This is a genomic window from Psychrobium sp. MM17-31, assembly GCF_022347785.1.
Lineage (GTDB): Bacteria > Pseudomonadota > Gammaproteobacteria > Enterobacterales > Psychrobiaceae > Psychrobium.
This window is the reverse complement of the sequence record NZ_JAKRGA010000001.1, coordinates 382215-399409: the sequence shown is the minus strand read 5'-3', so window position 1 is coordinate 399409 and position 17195 is coordinate 382215. Positions and strand designations below refer to the sequence as shown.

The window sequence follows — 17195 nt, the reverse complement described above, 5'->3', positions numbered from 1 at the left end:
TTAGGATCTGTGGTTTAGAAACATAGTTTTTGTGAAGGAAAGTTAGAATGGCTGAAGAAGCAGTTGAAGAATCCCAAGGTGGTAGTAAGAAACTTCTCATTATTATCATTGCTGTTGTTGTATTGATTGCTGGTGGCGCTGGGGCATTTTTCTTTTTATCAGGTTCTGATGAGCCTGTTGACCAAGAAATGTCCTTAGAAGAAGGTGCTGATTTAACCGCTGAAGATACTGAAGAGGCCAGTGGTGAAGAGGGTGAAGCTGAAGTTGGCGATGCATTTTATGTTGGTATGCCACGACCATTTGTATTCAACGTACCTGGCTACGGTCGTGATCGTTTAGTACAAATTAAGGTACAACTAATGGTGCGCGGCGGCGAACACGACACTATCGCTCGCAAGCATATTCCATTGATTGAAGATACGTTACTAACAACCTTTAGTACGTCGAATGCGGAAAAACTTTCCACCAATGAAGGAAAGCAAGAGCTTCGCCGCGAATCGCTTGCCGCTGTCCAGCAGGCATTAGAGCCATTGGTAGGTAAGCCAGTGGTAGAAAAAGTGTTATTTATTGGGTTTGTAATGCAGTAAGCACCATTGGTGTTTATCGCAGTTGTTAATTAACTAAGGTGGGCTAAAGCTTGAATGATCTACTGAGTCAAGACGAAATTGATGCGCTGTTACACGGCGTTGATGACGTTGAAGAAGAAGAAGTCTCGGCCGGCGGTGATGATGGCGCCGCGGAATATGACTTTTCTTCACAAGATCGTATTGTCCGTGGTCGCATGCCCACCCTCGAAATGGTTAACGAACGTTTTGCTCGTCATTTGCGTATTAGCTTATTTAACTTGATGCGCCGCACCACTGAGGTATCAATTAATGGTGTGCAAATGCTCAAATTTGGCGAATACATTCACACTTTGTTTGTTCCAACCAGTTTGAACATGGTGCGCTTTAGACCGTTAAAAGGTACCGGATTAATCACCCTTGAAGCACGTTTAGTGTTTATACTAGTGGACAACTTTTTTGGTGGTGATGGCCGTTACCCAGCGAAAATTGAAGGCCGCGAATTTACGCCAACCGAACGTCGAATCATTCAGCTGCTTCTGAAAATTGTTTTCGAAGATTACATGGAAGCCTGGGCACCAGTGATGGATGTCGAGTTTGAATACCTAGATTCTGAAGTAAACCCATCCATGGCGAACATTGTTAGCCCAACCGAAGTCATTGTTGTGTGTTCTTTCCACATTGAACTCGATGGCGGTGGTGGTGATTTCCATATTGCATTGCCGTATTCAATGTTAGAGCCGATCCGTGAACTGCTTGACGCTGGTGTTCAATCCGATAAAGAAGATACCGACCAACGTTGGAGTGCGGCATTAAAAGACGAAATCATGGATGTGGAAGTTGAGCTCGAAGTTGGTCTTGGTGAAGTTGAACTTTCGCTACGTAAAATCATGGAAATGCAGGCGGGAGACATTATCCCATTCGAGATGCCTGACGAATTAGTAATAAAAGCTGAAGAGTTACCGTCGTTTAGAGGCAAACTTGGCCAAGTAAATGATAACTACGGCTTGGAAATAACCTCTATTATTCCGCGACCAGAATCGCAAAAGACAGAATTTCAATTACTTCAGCGCAAGATGTCTGAAGAAAAATCATAGATGAGAGATAGAACATGAGTGATATGGATGATTGGGCTGACGCCATGGCCGAGCAGGCTGACGCAGAGGCTGCTGAAGCTGAAAAAGCAGAGCTAGAGCAACTTGACGAGTCTGCCATTGGTGGCGACGGCGAATCATCGGGTAATGAAAAACTCGATGCTATTTTAGATATTCCAGTAACAATTTCGATGGAAGTTGGACGCTCTAACATCACTATCCGTAACCTATTACAGTTAAATCAGGGCTCAGTTATCGAGCTAGATCGCGTTGCTGGTGAGTCACTTGATGTATTGGTTAATGGCACCTTGATTGCACACGGTGAAGTTGTTGTAGTAAACGATAAATTTGGTATTCGATTAACTGATGTTATTAGTCAAACAGAACGTATTAAAAAATTGCGTTAGAGTATTAATGGCGACATTTGCTGTCGCCGTTAGTTTACCCGCAGCGGCGTCCGTAAGCGCACAACCCCCTGATTTTCTTCGGATGATAATATCCTTAGTCATTGTATTGGCTGTTATCTTTGTTCTTGCTTTTGTTGTTAAAAAGCTCAAAATTACCCCACATAGTCAAAAGAATCTGCGTAGTATTGCCCACCTGTCAATTGGCCCCAAAGAGCGTGTAGTGGTGGTTGAGGTTAATGGCGAGCAATTGCTATTAGGAGTAACAAGCCAAAGTGTTAATCTGCTACACAAGCTTGAGAAACCTATCGAAAAAACTGACACTAGTAGCGGTATGAGTAATGATAATATGCCGCTAACAATTCAATCACTACTTAAGAAAGGGAAGTCATGATCAAGTATTTGATTGCGCTAGCCGTATTTCTAGTATCGCCAGTGGTAATGGCCGATACCGGCTTACCAGCTGTTACCGTAGTACCAAACCCGGACGGTACACAAAGTTATAGTATTACGCTGCAAGTTTTAGCGTTAATGACGGCGCTGAGCTTTATCCCAGCGGTGCTTATTATGATGACGTCGTTTACCCGTATTGTTATCGTGTTGTCTATCTTGCGACAAGCAATGGGGTTACAGCAGGCGCCATCTAATCAAGTTATTATCGGTTTAGCACTCTTTTTAAGTTTGTTTATTATGTCACCGGTACTCGACAAAATTAACACAGTTGCTGTCCAGCCTTATGTTAACGAGCAGGTTGACGCCATAGCGGCACTAGAGCTCGCTCAAGGGCCAATTCGCGAATTTATGCTGTCGCAAACCCGCGAAAAAGATATTGCCACTTTCCTCGATATTGCTAATCGCACCGATGTTAAAGCGCCAGAAGATGCGCCAATGACAGTGCTTATTCCCGCCTTTATTACCAGCGAATTGAAAACGGCATTCCAAATAGGCTTTATGCTGTTCATTCCATTTTTGGTTATCGATTTAGTTGTAGCCAGTGTATTAATGGCCATGGGTATGATGATGTTATCGCCGATGATCGTTTCTTTGCCATTTAAACTAATGTTGTTTGTGTTAGTTGATGGTTGGGCGTTAGTGATGGGCACGTTAGCCAAGAGTTTTGGCTTGTGACGAAACTGAGATAGGAGAGCGCAATGTCACCTGAAGTTTTTGTCGATATATTTCGCGATGCATTATACGTAGTCATGATTCTGGTTGCGGCTATTGTTGTGCCAAGTTTGATCATTGGTTTGATTGTCGCGGTGTTTCAAGCGGCTACCTCTATCAATGAGCAAACCCTAAGTTTTCTACCTCGTTTAATGGTTACTCTTTTAGCGCTAATTTTCGGCGCTCACTGGCTTACGCAACAGTTGATGGACTTTACCATCGGCATGATCGAAGCTATTCCTCGCGTCATAGGATAAATCGTGACTCTTTACGAAAACATCATCATGGAATGGCTTGCTGCCCACATTTGGGTATTTGCGCGCGTTTCAGGGATGTTTATGGTCATGACCGTGGTTGGTAGTAATAATCTATCGACACGTATTCGTTTGTTTTACGCGTTGGTAATGACCTATTTAATTGTTCCTATTGTTGGGCCGTTACCGGAAGCTGAACTGTTTTCTTTTTCCAGTTATTTGATTGTAATCCAACAAACGCTAATTGGCGTAGCCATTGGCTTTATCTCGGTATTGGTTATGCAATCATTTGTTATCGCCGGTCAGGTTATCGGCATGCAAACCAGTTTGGGATTTGCATCTATGGTCGATCCAGGATCTGGTCAAACCGTGCCTGTTGTTGGTCAGTTTTTCTTACTGTTAGCAACCTTGATGTTTTTGGCTATCGACGGCCATCTTATTATGGTCAAGATGCTGGTAGTGAGCTTTGAGACTTTACCTGTTGGCGAACAAGGGCTCTCAAGCGTAACTATGGAGAAAATTGCCAAGTGGGGCGCATGGATGTTTACCTCGGCCCTAGCCATGTCAATTGCCGCGATGGTAGCACTGCTGGTGATTAACTTCTCGTTCGGTATTTTAACGCGCGCAGCACCGCAGCTTAATATTTTCGCAATTGGTTTCCCTGTAACCATGCTAGCCGGTTTATTAGTACTTTGGTTAACGCTTGATACTGTGATGGCGCATTTTGATTCGCAATGGCAACGCGGTATGGAAATGATGTGTAATGTCATTAATACCAAGTGTGAATTCTAGGGGAGGCGCTCAATAATGGCAGAGAGTGACGGTCAAGAAAAAACCGAAGAAGCAACCCCCAAGAAGCTGCAGCAAGCGAGAGAAAAAGGGCAGGTTCCCCGCTCAAAAGATCTTGGTACTGCAGCAGTTCTTATTGCCTCAGCAGTTGGCATGTATATTTTTGGCAGTGCTATCGCTATGTCGCTCTATAACGTGATGAAGCGAATGTTTACGTTAAAGCGCAATGAGGCTTTTGATACTAACCAATTTGGCTTAATGTGGGCAGAAGTCATGTCGACTATTGCATGGCCGATTATTGGCTTTGTGGTGAGTTTGTTTATTGCGGCATTTGTTGGCAGTATCGTATTGGGAGGCCTCACATTCAGTAGCGAAGCTATGATGCCTAAAGCGTCTAAAATGAGTCCCATTGCTGGTTTCAAGCGAATGTTTGGTATGCAGGCATTGGTGGAATTACTCAAATCTATAGGCAAGTTTGCGGTAATTGCCATTTTAGCGTGGACGCTGCTCACTTATTATTTCGCGCAAATTCTTGGCCTCAGCCAAACCTCTTTTCCCCTCAATGTCATCGAAGCTCTAGATATTTTGCTGTGGATTTTCATTCTACTGTGTTGCTCATTGCTGTTGATAGCAGCTGCCGATGCGCCTTATCAGATCTTTAAGCACAAGAAAGAGCTTAAAATGACCATGCAAGAGGTTAAAGATGAGCATAAGAATATTGAGGGTAAACCTGAAGTCAAAGGACGTCAGCGTCAGTTGCAACGCGAAGTATCGCAACGACGCATGATGCAAGATGTGCCGGAAGCAGATGTGGTGGTGACTAACCCGACTCACTTTTCTGTCGCGTTAAAATATGATGTTAACGGCTCGAGCGCGCCGACTGTTGTGGCCAAGGGTAGTGATCACATGGCCTTTAGGATCAGAGAGGTAGCACGAGATAACGATGTGTCGATAATTTCTAGTCCAGCCCTTGCAAGGGCGATTTATCACACCACTGAGATAAGCGAGCAAATTCCCGATGGGCTATTTGCGGCGGTGGCACAAGTTCTCGCTTACGTTTATCAATTGGAGCAGTTTAAAAAGCGTAAAGGACGCCGTCCAACCAAGTTACCGAAAGAGTTTGATATTCCCGACGAGCTAAAACACTAGTGCGATTTTTGAGCTGTTGTCACTTGTCTATTTTGAGCTAAATCTATCGTTAGTTTAAATTCACTTTTGCTATCTCCTTGTTGGCTCACAACAAAATCTGCGATTTACGAATAAATTTGACAACGTCAAGAAAATGACTGCCGTGATGTAAGGTTGACTATTGGCTAATTGCTTGTTATTTCTATGTAATTAAACTAAAAAATAAAACTGAATGTTATGGCCTACTCATTGCAGTATGGACGTTAACGATGCCGTCAAAGACTAATTGACGGCCAAATTTAGTGAGTTATCAAGGCTTATCATTTAATGGATATCAAAGCGAGATTTTCGCAGGTTCTGGCAGACAATAAAGCGGTCATTAAAGGAATAGCGACCCCATTGTTAGTTTTAGCTGCGCTTGGCATGGTTGTATTGCCAATTCCACCGTTCTTACTCGACTCTATATTCGTTTTTAACATCCTTCTATCAATGGTTGTTCTACTAGTTGCCGTCTATTCGATGCGACCGTTAGATTTTGCTGCCTTTCCCAGCGTATTGCTTATTGCAACGTTATTGCGTCTTGCGGTAAACGTCGCTTCAACCCGTGTTGTTCTCCTTGAAGGTCACGAGGGGGGAGACGCAGCAGGTAAGGTTATCGAGGCTTTCGGTTCTGTTGTGATCGGTGGCAACTATGCCGTTGGTCTTGTGGTCTTTCTAATCCTCATCATCATCAACTTTGCGGTAGTCACTAAAGGTGCCGGCCGTATTTCAGAAGTTAGCGCCCGCTTTACCTTAGATGCTATGCCAGGTAAGCAAATGGCGATTGATGCTGATCTTAACGCAGGGATTATCGATCAAGATACCGCCCGTGAACGCCGGGCCGAGGTTACCAAAGAAGCGGATTTCTACGGTTCAATGGACGGTGCCTCAAAATTTGTAAAGGGTGATGCCATTGCTGGTATTTTGATCTTAGTTATCAATATTATCGGCGGTTTTGTTATCGGCATGATCCAGCATGGTTTAACCATGAGCCAAGCGATTGAAATCTACACCTTGCTAACCATTGGTGATGGATTAGTTGCGCAAATCCCATCACTATTACTTTCAATAGCGGCCGCGTTGATGGTAACTCGTCAGAATGAATCTGAAGATATGGGTAAGATGGTTTACTCGCAAATGCTAAGTAACCCAAAGGCGTTACTGGTAGCCGGCGGTATATTATTTGTGATGGGTATCATTCCAGGCATGCCTACAATTGCCTTCTTATCAATGGCACTCATTTCTATCGGTATTGGTTATAAGCTTTATAGACAAGGTGAGCAGAAAACAGAAAGTGGCGAATTAGCGACCGCAGGAGGCGCACCTGCGCCAACTTCTACACCAGAGCCTGTGAAAGAACTCGGTTGGAGTGATGTAAATCAAGTTGATGTTATCGGACTTGAAGTAGGATATCGCCTAATTCCATTAGTAGACGTTGGCCAAAGCGGCGAGTTATTGTCCCGCATTAAAGGCGTACGTAAAAAATTATCACAAGAATACGGTTTTTTAGTGCCAGCAGTACATATTCGCGACAACCTTGATTTAAATGCTAATAGCTATCGAATATCACTAATGGGGGTGACTATTGGTGAGGCTGAAATTCGTCATGATTGTGAATTAGCGATTAATCCAGGACAAGTTTTCGGTGCGGTTGAAGGTACGCCAACCACAGATCCTGCGTTTGGTTTAGAAGCCGTGTGGATTGCACCGGAACAACGAGAGCATGCGCAAACACTTGGTTATACCGTTGTTGACCCCGCGACTGTGGTGGCAACCCATATTAGCCAATTACTCACCAACAATGCATCGCAATTACTCGGTCACGAAGAAGTACAGAATCTACTAGACATTCTTGAGCGTCAATATCCTAAATTGGTAGAAGGCCTAGTGCCTGACTTGTTGCCATTAGGTGTGGTGGTGAAAGTGATGCAAAACCTACTCGGCGAAGGTGTACCTGTCCGTGACTTGCGTACTATCGTACAAACGCTAGTAGAGTATGGTGCGAAGAGTCAAGATCCTGACGTCTTGACCGCCGCTGCGCGTATTGCGCTCAAGCGTTTAATTGTACAAGAAATCAATGGTATAGAGCCTGAATTATCTGTGATAACATTAGCGCCTGATTTGGAACAGATGTTGCACCAGACGATGCAAGCATCTGGTGGCGATGCTGCCGCTGGTATGGAACCAGGATTGGCAGAGCGTCTACAAAGTTCGTTAGCAACTGCGACCGAGCAATTAGAGCTTGAGGGCTTGCCTGCTATCTTATTGACGTCAGGTGTATTAAGATCGACATTATCGCGCTTTGTGAAGAATACTATTCCGGGACTCAGAGTCCTGTCATATCAAGAAGTGCCCGATGATAAACAAATAAAAATTGTCAGCTCAGTTGGCCAGTAAGGTAGAGGTAACCTTTGAAAATTAAACGTTTTTTTGCAAAAGACATACGCGCAGCACTCGATGAGATAAAAGTCACATTGGGTCCTGACGCTATTATTATGTCTAATAAAAACGTCGAAGGTGGTGTTGAAATTGTTGCGGCAATTGACGAAGACAACAATGCAGTAGTTAAAAAGCCGAGTGCTCCTGCTGTAAGTGAACAGGCGACGCAATCACCGGTTGCTGCAGCAAATGCTGCGCAAAGCAGCCAATCTGGCGACAATAGCTGGGATACGACAAATCGTTTTGAACGTGAATTTAACGATGACCAAGTATCTCTTTCTGGTTTTCAACAACGACTCATTAAACAGCAAGCGCAGAATGCTGTGTCTGAATTAACACCTATCCAGCCAGAAATGGCGGAACCTACGGTGCCAGTTAATGCTAATAATATACCTGATGAGCTGCCAGCATGGGCCCAGTCGTTAAACGAGCCAGTGCAACAAGCAGCAGTACAGAATCATCAAGCTCACGGCTTAGAGCAATTTAATGCATCGACTGAGAGCCCTGTGATTGAAGAGCTTCGTCAAGAAATGGCTTCAATGCGTCAACTGCTACAGCATCAAGTAAGCAGTCTAATGACTCAAGATGCTAGTCGTCGAGATCCTGTACGTCATCTTATTAGTAATGAACTAATTCGTTTAGGCTTTGATGCCAATGTCGCGCAACAATTGTTGGTTAACATCCCGGCTAACAGCGATATTGAACAAGCGAAAGCCACTCTAGCGACAACAATGTTTGAACGTGTTGCCTCTACGCGTAATGACGTATTAGAGCAAGGTGGTGTGGTAGCACTGCTTGGCCCAACAGGTGTTGGAAAAACAACAACTGTCGCAAAACTTGCGGCGCGCTATGCGATGCGCTTTGGTCAAGAAAATGTCGCAATGATAACCACTGACAGTTACCGTATTGGCGCCTATGAACAGCTTAATACTTATGGCAAGATCATGGGCTGTCCGGTGACTGTTGCTAAAGACGCCCAGCAATTGGCGGACGCCATTTATCAATATCGCACTAAACGATTAGTGCTTATTGATACCGCCGGCATGGGGCAGCGTGATATTCGTTTAAACGAACAGCTCACAACATTAATGAATTCGAGCCATGTTGCTATTCGCAGTTATTTAGTACTGCCGGCGACGGCACAGCGTCAAGTTCTAGAAGATGCTATTACTCAGTTTAGAAAAATTCCGCTAACTGGCGCTATCGTCACCAAAATGGATGAAGCTATCAGTGCGAGCGAAATTTTAAGCGTTGCTATTGGCAATGCATTACCCATTGGTTATTTAACCAACGGTCAGCGCGTCCCAGAGGATATAGGGGTCGCAGATATTAAAAAATTAATAGATAGTGTAGTAGAGCACATTGGCGAGAATGCCGATAATGACTCTCAAGATATTGCAAGATTTAACAGGTAGGCAGTAAAGTGGATCAAGCGAGTGGTTTAAGAAAAATGAATCAGAATAAAATGATTAAAGTAATTGCTGTAACAGGTGGTAAAGGCGGCGTTGGTAAAACCAATGTTTCTCTTAACCTTGCAGCATCACTAGCCCAGCAAGGAAAACGCGCTTTGGTACTCGATGCCGACCTTGGTTTGGCAAATGTCGATGTGATGCTTGGCCTGCGCGTTCAGAAGAATCTATCTCACGTCTTATCTGGTGAGTGTGAACTTGATGATATTATTGTTCATGGACCACAGGGCGTTAGTATTATTCCTGCGACTTCAGGCTCGCAATCAATGGTTGAGTTAGATCCAGCGCAGCACGCCGGACTAATTCGCGCCTTTAGTGATATGCGCCATGACTTTGACGTATTAATCGTCGATACCGCTGCTGGTATTTCGGACATGGTAGTGAGCTTTGCTCGCGCCGCACAAGACGTCATTGCCGTTGTGTGTGATGAGCCTGCCTCAATTACCGATGCTTATGCACTGATTAAGTTATTATCTCGTGAGCACGGCGTATTTAGAATCAAAGTTGTTGCCAACATGGTGCGAAATATGCGCGAAGGGCAAGAGCTGTTTGCTAAGTTAACTCGCGTAACAGATCGCTTCTTAGACGTTGCGTTAGAGCTTGTTGCAACAATTCCGTTTGATGAAAATGTACGCCGTTCGGTCCGTAAACAAAAACTCATTTCAGAGCTATTCCCACAATCTCCTGCATCGTTAGGATACAAAGCGTTAGCAAATAAGGTGATGACATGGCCGATTCCAAATCAGCCGGGTGGCCATCTAGAATTCTTTATTGAACAGTTGGTTGACAATCGCTTCCAACAACGGGAAAACACGAGTGAGTAAGGCCGCTGCTTACGCCAGTGCTGCGCCAACTAACGATCAGTTAGTTGTCATTCACGCTGGCTTAGTCAAAAAAATAGCCCATCATCTCAAAGGGCGTTTGCCGGCTAATGTACTACTGGATGATTTGATTCAATCGGGCATGATCGGACTATTGGAAGCGGCGAAAAACTTTGATGGCAGCAAAGGCGCAAGTTTTGAAACCTTTGCTGGTATTAGAATACGCGGCGCCATGTTAGATGAAATCAGGCGTGGCGATTGGGTACCGCGCTCAGTGCATCGCAATAGCCGAATGGTTATGCAAGCCATTGACGAGTTGCAAAAAGAGTATGGTCGCGATCCCAAAGATTATGAAATTGCAGAAAAGTTATCAATAAGCCTAGACGAATATGCTCAAATGCTTAATGATATATCTACAGGTAAGATTATAGGTATAGAAGATCTCGGTGTATCAGAAGATGTTATTCATACAGATGATGAACACAGCGATGATTCTTTTAACCACACAGCATCGGAAAAATTTCAAGGTGCATTAAGTGACGCGATCAAGACGTTACCAGAAAAGGAAGCGTTAGCACTATCGTTATATTACGACGAAGGGCTTAATTTAAAAGAAATAGGATTAGTTTTAAGTGTTAGTGAATCGCGAGTGAGCCAAATCCACTCACAGGCGATGGTAAGACTTAAGAGTCGATTAAATAGTTGGACGTAATTGCAGCTTAGCAATGTAACATTTGGAGAATATTTTGGATAAAAATATGAAAATTCTTGTTGTTGACGATTTCTCAACAATGAGACGAATCATCAAAAATCTTTTAAGAGATTTAGGATTAACCAATACGCAGGAAGCTGATGACGGTCAAACCGCCCTACCAATGTTGAAAGAAGGCGACTTTGATTTTGTAGTAACTGACTGGAATATGCCGGGTATGCAAGGTATTGACTTGCTTAAGCATATTCGTGCAGACGAAAAACTCAAGCACCTTCCTGTATTAATGGTTACGGCTGAAGCCAAGCGTGAACAAATTATCGCTGCGGCACAAGCTGGTGTAAATGGTTACATTGTTAAGCCGTTTACCGCAGGTACGTTGAAAGAAAAATTAGACAAAATTTTCCAACGTATTGAATCTTAATTCGCCGAGCTAGGAAGATATATGACGAATAATGAGACGGCTCACATCTCGTTAGAAGAAGCTCGTGAATTGGTTAGCGCATTAGAGCAAGGAGATATTGCTCAAGCTAATCAAATCGTAGAAGCCGCGAGTCAAAAGATTGAACATGAATTGTTTGATGGTGTTGGTAAACTGACTCGACAATTTCATGATTCATTCACCGAAATGAGTATGGACGAGAGATTTTCTTCAATGGTTAATCTTTCGATTCCCGATGCTAAAGAGCGCTTGGAATACGTTGTTACTATGACAGCGGAAGCGGCTGACAAAACCATGGATGCCGTTGATGAATGTTTGCCTTTAGCGCAAAAGCATCAAGAAACCGTGCGCGATATTCTCCCATCTTGGGAACGTTTAAAAGACTGTAAGATCAAAGTAGGCGAGTTTAAGTTATTACGAGATAAATTAGACGCCTATTTTGCCGAATCTGTTAAAGATGCCGATGAGCTAAACGTCAAGCTTAACGACATTGTATTAGCCCAAGGCTATCAAGATTTAACGGGTCAAGTACTGCAGAAAATTTCAGAAATGGTGAAAAACGTCGAAGAAGATTTAATTAATCTTCTGAAACTGTTTGGTCAGCATGAGAAAAAGGAGCCTGTAGATAAGATTGACAACTGCATCGAAGCCGATGGACCTATGGTTCCAAAAAACAAGCAGCACGATGTAATGTCCGGCCAAGATGATGTTGATGATCTACTGTCAAGTTTAGGTTTTTAAAAGGATTGTAAGCTATGTCGTTTGATGTTGATGAAGATATACTCCAGGATTTTTTGATTGAAGCTGGCGAAATTCTCGAGCTGCTGCAAGAGCAATTAGTTGAACTAGAAAATAATCCTGATGATGCTGATTTATTAAATGCAATTTTCCGTGGTTTCCACACCATTAAAGGTGGTGCTGGATTTATGGGCTTAAAAGAGCTGGTAGATGTTTGTCACGGTGCCGAAAATATATTTGATTTATTACGTACCAACCAGCGTTCAGTAACACCTGAGTTAATGGATGTAATCCTTGAGGGTCTCGATACCGTCAACGACATGTTTCATTTGGTGCAAGCGCGCGAAGCGCTGACACCGGCAGAACCTCGACTACTTGAAGAGCTTGCTCGCCTTAGTCAGCCAGAAGGTGCCGCGCCAGCGGCAGAGCCTGAGCCAGAACCAGAACCTGAGCCAGAACCCGAGCCCGAGCCCGAACCTACTCAAAGCGCAGCTGAAGTAGCTGACGATGAAATAACCGACGAAGAGTTTGAAGCGCTGCTTGATGATTTACACGGTAAAAATGGCAGTGTTAGTGCACAACCGTCGGCACCAGAGTCTTCTGAAAGTAGCGACAGTGATGATATTACTGATGATGAATTTGAAGCGTTATTAGACGAATTACACGGTGCTAAAGGTTCGCCAACGCCAGCTGCTTCTGTCGCTGCAGCATCTGATGAAATCACCGACGACGAGTTTGAAGCCTTCTTAGATGAATTACATGGTAAAAAAGGCTCGCCGTCAAACGTTGAATCTGCAGTGTCTAAAGCGAGTGAACCAGCTAAGGCTGAACCTGAATCAGACGATATCACTGATGATGAATTCGAAGCGCTATTAGATGAGTTACAAGCCGCTAAAAATTCTGAAGCACCAGCTAAGCCAGCTGCCAAAGAAACACCTAAGCCAGCGCATAAAAAAGCCGCGCCAGTAAAAGAGCCTGCGAGTGCGCCAAAAGCCGCTCCAAAAAAAGCCGCGCAAGTACCAGCTAAAGCTTCAGAAGCGAAAGCCGCTGCTAGTAAGAAAGCAGCCACGCCAGCTGCTCAGGCTGAAACTACAGTGCGCGTTGATACCGCGCGTCTTGATGAAATTATGAACATGGTGGGTGAGCTAGTACTGGTTCGTAACCGCCTTGTTAGTCTAGGTCTAACCAGCGGCGATGAAGAAATGTCTAAAGCCGTTGCAAACCTAGATAATGTTACTGCCGATTTGCAAGGTTCAGTAATGAAAACGCGAATGCAGCCAATCAAGAAAGTATTTGGCCGTTTCCCACGCGTAGTACGTGATATGGCACGTAGTCTTAAAAAAGACATTTCCCTGACAATGGAAGGGGAAGACACAGATTTAGATAAAAACTTGGTTGAAGCACTAGCCGATCCGCTAGTTCACTTGGTACGTAACTCGGTGGACCACGGTATTGAAATGCCCGATGACCGTGAAGCCGCTGGTAAACCGCGCACCGGTACTGTTGTGCTATCAGCGTCACAAGAAGGTGACCATATTCTACTGTCGATTAAAGACGATGGTGCTGGTATGGATGCCGAAAAACTTAAGAGTATTGCGATTTCTCGTGGCGTGTTAGATGAAGAAAGCGCGGCGCGTATGAGTGATGAAGACGCATACGAACTAATTTTCGCACCAGGTTTCTCAACTAAAACTGAAATTTCAGATATTTCTGGTCGTGGTGTGGGGATGGATGTTGTTAAAACAAAAATTACCCAACTAAACGGTACGGTTAAGATTTCATCTGAGAAAGGTGTTGGTACGGTTTTACGTATCACGGTTCCGTTAACGCTGGCTATTATGCCAACACTAATGGTACAGCTTGATCAGCAGATCTTTGCATTACCGTTAGCGGCCGTTAATGAAATCTTCAATCTTGATTTAACCAAAACAAATATTGTTGATGGCCGCAAGACCATTACTGTTCGAAATCGCGCTATTCCACTGTTTTATTTAGATGAGTGGCTCAGTAAAGATTATTGTCATGGCAAGGATAGAACAGAAGGTCACGTCGTCATTGTGCAAATTGGACCACAAACTGTTGGCTTCGTAGTTGATGGATTGATTGGCCAAGAAGAAGTTGTTATTAAGCCATTAGGCGCATTGTTACACGGTACACCAGGCATTTCAGGCGCGACTATTACCAGTGATGGTAGTATCGCATTGATTGTCGATATTGGTAACTTACTCAAGCACTACGCTTAGTAAGGATCAAGTGCCTTTGGTAGGAGGAATTACCTTAAATGAGTATTAAGGTATTAATTGTTGATGATTCACATTTTTTCAGACGTTGTATTGGTGACATCATCACTAAAACACAGGGAATGGAAGTTGTTGATTACGCTAAAAACGGTCAAGAAGGCGTTGATAAAGCACTGTCGTTAAGACCAGATGTCGTGATGATGGATATTGAGATGCCGATCAAAAACGGCATCGACGCCACCCGCGAAATCATGTCAAAGCATCCAATGCCGATTTTGATGTTTTCGTCATTAACCCACGAAGGCGCAAAAGCGACCCTTGATGCACTAGATGCCGGTGCCGCTGATTTTCTACCTAAGAAATTTGAAGAGATTGCCGGTTCCGGCAAAGTTGCTACTGAGCGTATTACCACCGCGATAAAAGCGCTAGGTGCACGTAGTGCTGCAAGACGCCCAAGTACGATTTCAACACCGACACCATCGGTTTCACGTACTAATGAGCGCGCAGTTCCCCCTGCCTCTCGTTCCCGTGGGACAACATACAATAATCAACCTCAGGTTATCAAACGAGCAACATCGATTCCTGAGCGCGCAGCACCTGCCCGTAGTAGCGGAGTGGCCAGTGCCAGTGGTAAAAAATACTCGTTACTTGCTATAGCCTCATCAACCGGTGGCCCTGTTGCGCTACAAGCTGTGTTAAGTAAATTGCCTGCTAATTTCCCGCACCCGATTTTAATGGTTCAGCATATGCCTGCTGCATTTACAGGGGCTTTTGCCGAGCGTTTAAATCGCCTGTGTAAGATTGGCGTGCAAGAAGCAAAAAATGGTGATGTATTGCGCCCTGGTCAAGCCTATTTAGCGCCAGGCGGCATGCAAATGCTGCTTGAACGAGGCAATCGCTTAAAAGTAGTGCCAGGTCCTAGTGACTTAAATTACAAGCCTTGTGCCGATGTAACCTTTGCCACTATTTCAAAGTACAACGAAGGCAATACGCTTGCTGTTGTATTAACGGGAATGGGCGCCGACGGCTGTGATGGCGCTAAAATGTTAACCACTCGCGGCGCGACTATTTGGGCGCAAGACGAAGCGACTTCAGTTGTTTATGGTATGCCACAAGCCGTTAAAAAAGCGGGCTTAACTGATAAAGTAATGCCAATTGATGTCATTGGCGAATCAATAGTCAAAGAGATGGCCCATGGATAGGTTGAGCTTATTTGGTCTTATATTAGCGCTAGTCGCTATTATTGGTGGCCAAGTGCTCGAAGGCGGCTCTTTGGCTGCCTTATACAATGGCCCGGCGCTATTAATTGTTGTAGTCGGTACTGTTGCCGCGGTCATGATCCAAACGCCGTGGCATTTGTTTGTTCGTAGTTTTATTTTACTTAAATGGGTACTTTTTCCGCCGCGCTTTGATATTCAAGGGCGTATCGATACCTTAGTTAAATGGTGCAATATTTCCCGCAGCGATGGTTTCTTACCGTTAGAGAATCAGCTTGAAAAAGAAGACGATCCTATCGTCCGCCAATGTCTAATGATGTTGATTGATGGTTCAACGCCAGAAGTGCTGCAAGAAACCATGGAAACCCAAATCTACTTTCAGCGTGATGAATTTGGCCACAGCGCCAAAGTGTATGAATCTATGGGGGGCTATAGTCCGACGTTAGGAATTCTTGGAGCGGTACTTGGTCTTATTCAATCGATGCAGTATTTAGATCAGCCTGATGCGCTGGGCGGTGGTATTGCAACAGCGTTCGTTGCAACTATTTATGGTGTTGGTTTTGCCAACCTTATCTATCTGCCTATTCACTACAAGTTACGCCATATTATTTTTCAAAATACTCTTTACTACGAGATGGTACTTGAGGGGACTTTGATGATTCACCGCGGTGAAAATCCACAAACCATCAGTCGCCGTCTTGATGCTTACAAGGTGGCTTATGCTCAATAATCGCCGCGCACAAAACCTAGTTCAAGAAGATACCCATCTTGAGCGATGGTTAGTGTCGTACGCCGATTATATGACTTTATTGTTCGCGCTTTTCGTCGTTTTATATGCCTTTGCCTTGATCAAAGAAGAGAAACACGCCATTTTATCCAATAGTCTTGGTGAAATTTTTCATCTTGCGGGAAAAAAAGAGCAGGGCGGATTAGGTAAAGTCGAGCAAAATAGCAGTGATACGCCGCTAACTTCTGGCGATAAAGTGGCTGAGCTTAACGATTTTAATAAGGGCTTACTCGATGAAGTAGGCTCTGAGCCAGTACCTGGTGATAGTCAAATTGTGAAACCAGAGGTTAAACACCTAGGTACGCCATTCTCGTCGATGAAAGAAAAGTTGCAGCAAGATCTTCTTGAAGTGGTGGAGAAAGGTTACGCGCAAATAGAACAAGACGATAATTGGTTAACCATTGAATTTCGAAGCGGACTGTTATTTGACAGCGGCAGTGCGGTAACACGCAGTGCAACTAAAGCAGTTTTGCGTCAGGTAATTGGTACTATCGCACCGGCAAATAATTATGTGCATGTACGTGGCTACACCGATGATCAATCGATAAATAACGAGCAGTTTCAATCAAATTGGCAACTGTCTTCGGCGCGAGCCAGTGCCATCGTACAAGAGTTACAACAACTTGATATTGCGCCTCAGCGTTTAGCCATCGAAGCCTATGGTCAATATAGGCCTAAAGTCGACAATACAGATGCTGCTACTCGTGCGCAAAATAGACGGGTGGTTATTGCTATTAGTAAGTTTGGTTGGGTTAAACCGCCACCTGTTGTCGCAACTGCCACCGAGCAAAAAAAAGCGCCGCAACAACCGCAGCCTTTACCCGATAGTAAAGAAATTCAAGTTATCGAATTACCCAACGGTGGAATTAGGATCACCACCCGTAGACAGGAGTAACGT

Annotated in this window: 18 protein-coding genes; all 18 read left to right on the top strand. The window is 44.2% G+C overall.

The annotated features are described in order from the left end of the window. Positions 1-47: 47 nt before the first annotated feature. The 18 genes from fliL (at position 48) to MHM98_RS01655 (ending at position 17192) form a co-directional block, all read left to right on the top strand. The gene (gene fliL, locus MHM98_RS01740; RefSeq protein ID WP_239437438.1) at positions 48-587 is read left to right on the top strand and encodes a flagellar basal body-associated protein FliL; all 540 of its coding nucleotides are present in this window, start codon (positions 48-50) and stop codon (positions 585-587) included. Positions 588-637: 50 nt separating this feature from the next. Beyond that, entirely contained in the window at positions 638-1660 is a 1023-nt protein-coding gene (fliM, locus tag MHM98_RS01735; protein ID WP_239437436.1) for a flagellar motor switch protein FliM, read from the top strand. 14 nt (positions 1661-1674) lie between these two features. Next, a complete protein-coding gene (gene fliN, locus MHM98_RS01730; protein ID WP_239437435.1) occupies positions 1675-2064 on the top strand; it encodes a flagellar motor switch protein FliN in 390 nt (129 codons plus the stop codon). A gap of 7 nt (positions 2065-2071) precedes the next feature. Further along, on the top strand, positions 2072-2455 hold the full coding sequence (gene fliO, locus MHM98_RS01725; RefSeq protein WP_239437433.1) for a flagellar biosynthetic protein FliO: 384 nt from the start codon (positions 2072-2074) through the stop codon (positions 2453-2455). Beyond that, positions 2452-3189 (top strand): flagellar type III secretion system pore protein FliP, encoded by a 738-nt coding sequence (gene fliP, locus MHM98_RS01720; RefSeq protein ID WP_239437432.1) that lies wholly within the window; start codon positions 2452-2454, stop codon positions 3187-3189. Before fliO ends, fliP begins: the two co-directional genes overlap by 4 nt. A 23-nt stretch (positions 3190-3212) precedes the next feature. After that, positions 3213-3482, top strand: a complete 270-nt coding sequence (fliQ, locus tag MHM98_RS01715; RefSeq protein WP_239437430.1) for a flagellar biosynthesis protein FliQ — start codon at positions 3213-3215, stop codon at positions 3480-3482. Between the two features lie 3 nt (positions 3483-3485). Continuing rightward, positions 3486-4271, top strand: coding sequence for a flagellar biosynthetic protein FliR (gene fliR / locus MHM98_RS01710; protein ID WP_239437428.1), 786 nt, complete (start codon positions 3486-3488; stop codon positions 4269-4271). Positions 4272-4286: 15 nt separating this feature from the next. Beyond that, positions 4287-5417, top strand: a complete 1131-nt coding sequence (flhB, locus tag MHM98_RS01705) for a flagellar biosynthesis protein FlhB (RefSeq protein ID WP_239437427.1) — start codon at positions 4287-4289, stop codon at positions 5415-5417. A 306-nt stretch (positions 5418-5723) separates the two neighbouring features. Next, positions 5724-7832, top strand: a complete 2109-nt coding sequence (gene flhA, locus MHM98_RS01700) for a flagellar biosynthesis protein FlhA (protein ID WP_239437426.1) — start codon at positions 5724-5726, stop codon at positions 7830-7832. 14 nt (positions 7833-7846) lie between these two features. Further along, positions 7847-9289, top strand: a complete 1443-nt coding sequence (gene flhF, locus MHM98_RS01695; protein WP_239437423.1) for a flagellar biosynthesis protein FlhF — start codon at positions 7847-7849, stop codon at positions 9287-9289. A gap of 35 nt (positions 9290-9324) precedes the next feature. Beyond that, on the top strand, positions 9325-10167 hold the full coding sequence (locus tag MHM98_RS01690; protein WP_239437419.1) for a MinD/ParA family protein: 843 nt from the start codon (positions 9325-9327) through the stop codon (positions 10165-10167). Beyond that, the gene (locus tag MHM98_RS01685) at positions 10160-10876 is read left to right on the top strand and encodes an RNA polymerase sigma factor FliA (protein WP_239437418.1); all 717 of its coding nucleotides are present in this window, start codon (positions 10160-10162) and stop codon (positions 10874-10876) included. The genes MHM98_RS01690 and MHM98_RS01685 overlap by 8 nt, the downstream gene beginning before the upstream one ends. Before the next feature lie 34 nt (positions 10877-10910). Further along, positions 10911-11297 carry a chemotaxis response regulator CheY gene (gene cheY / locus MHM98_RS01680; protein WP_239437416.1) on the top strand — a complete coding sequence of 129 codons (387 nt, stop codon included), beginning with the start codon at positions 10911-10913 and terminating at the stop codon, positions 11295-11297. Positions 11298-11318: 21 nt separating this feature from the next. Next, positions 11319-12056, top strand: coding sequence for a protein phosphatase CheZ (locus MHM98_RS01675; RefSeq protein ID WP_239437414.1), 738 nt, complete (start codon positions 11319-11321; stop codon positions 12054-12056). Between the two features lie 14 nt (positions 12057-12070). After that, positions 12071-14296, top strand: a complete 2226-nt coding sequence (locus MHM98_RS01670) for a chemotaxis protein CheA (protein WP_239437413.1) — start codon at positions 12071-12073, stop codon at positions 14294-14296. A gap of 38 nt (positions 14297-14334) precedes the next feature. Further along, a complete protein-coding gene (locus MHM98_RS01665) occupies positions 14335-15495 on the top strand; it encodes a chemotaxis response regulator protein-glutamate methylesterase (protein ID WP_239437412.1) in 1161 nt (386 codons plus the stop codon). Then, entirely contained in the window at positions 15488-16240 is a 753-nt protein-coding gene (locus MHM98_RS01660; protein ID WP_239437409.1) for a flagellar motor protein, read from the top strand. The genes MHM98_RS01665 and MHM98_RS01660 overlap by 8 nt, the downstream gene beginning before the upstream one ends. Next, positions 16230-17192 (top strand): flagellar motor protein MotB, encoded by a 963-nt coding sequence (locus MHM98_RS01655; RefSeq protein ID WP_239437405.1) that lies wholly within the window; start codon positions 16230-16232, stop codon positions 17190-17192. The genes MHM98_RS01660 and MHM98_RS01655 overlap by 11 nt, the downstream gene beginning before the upstream one ends. Positions 17193-17195: the final 3 nt, after the last annotated feature.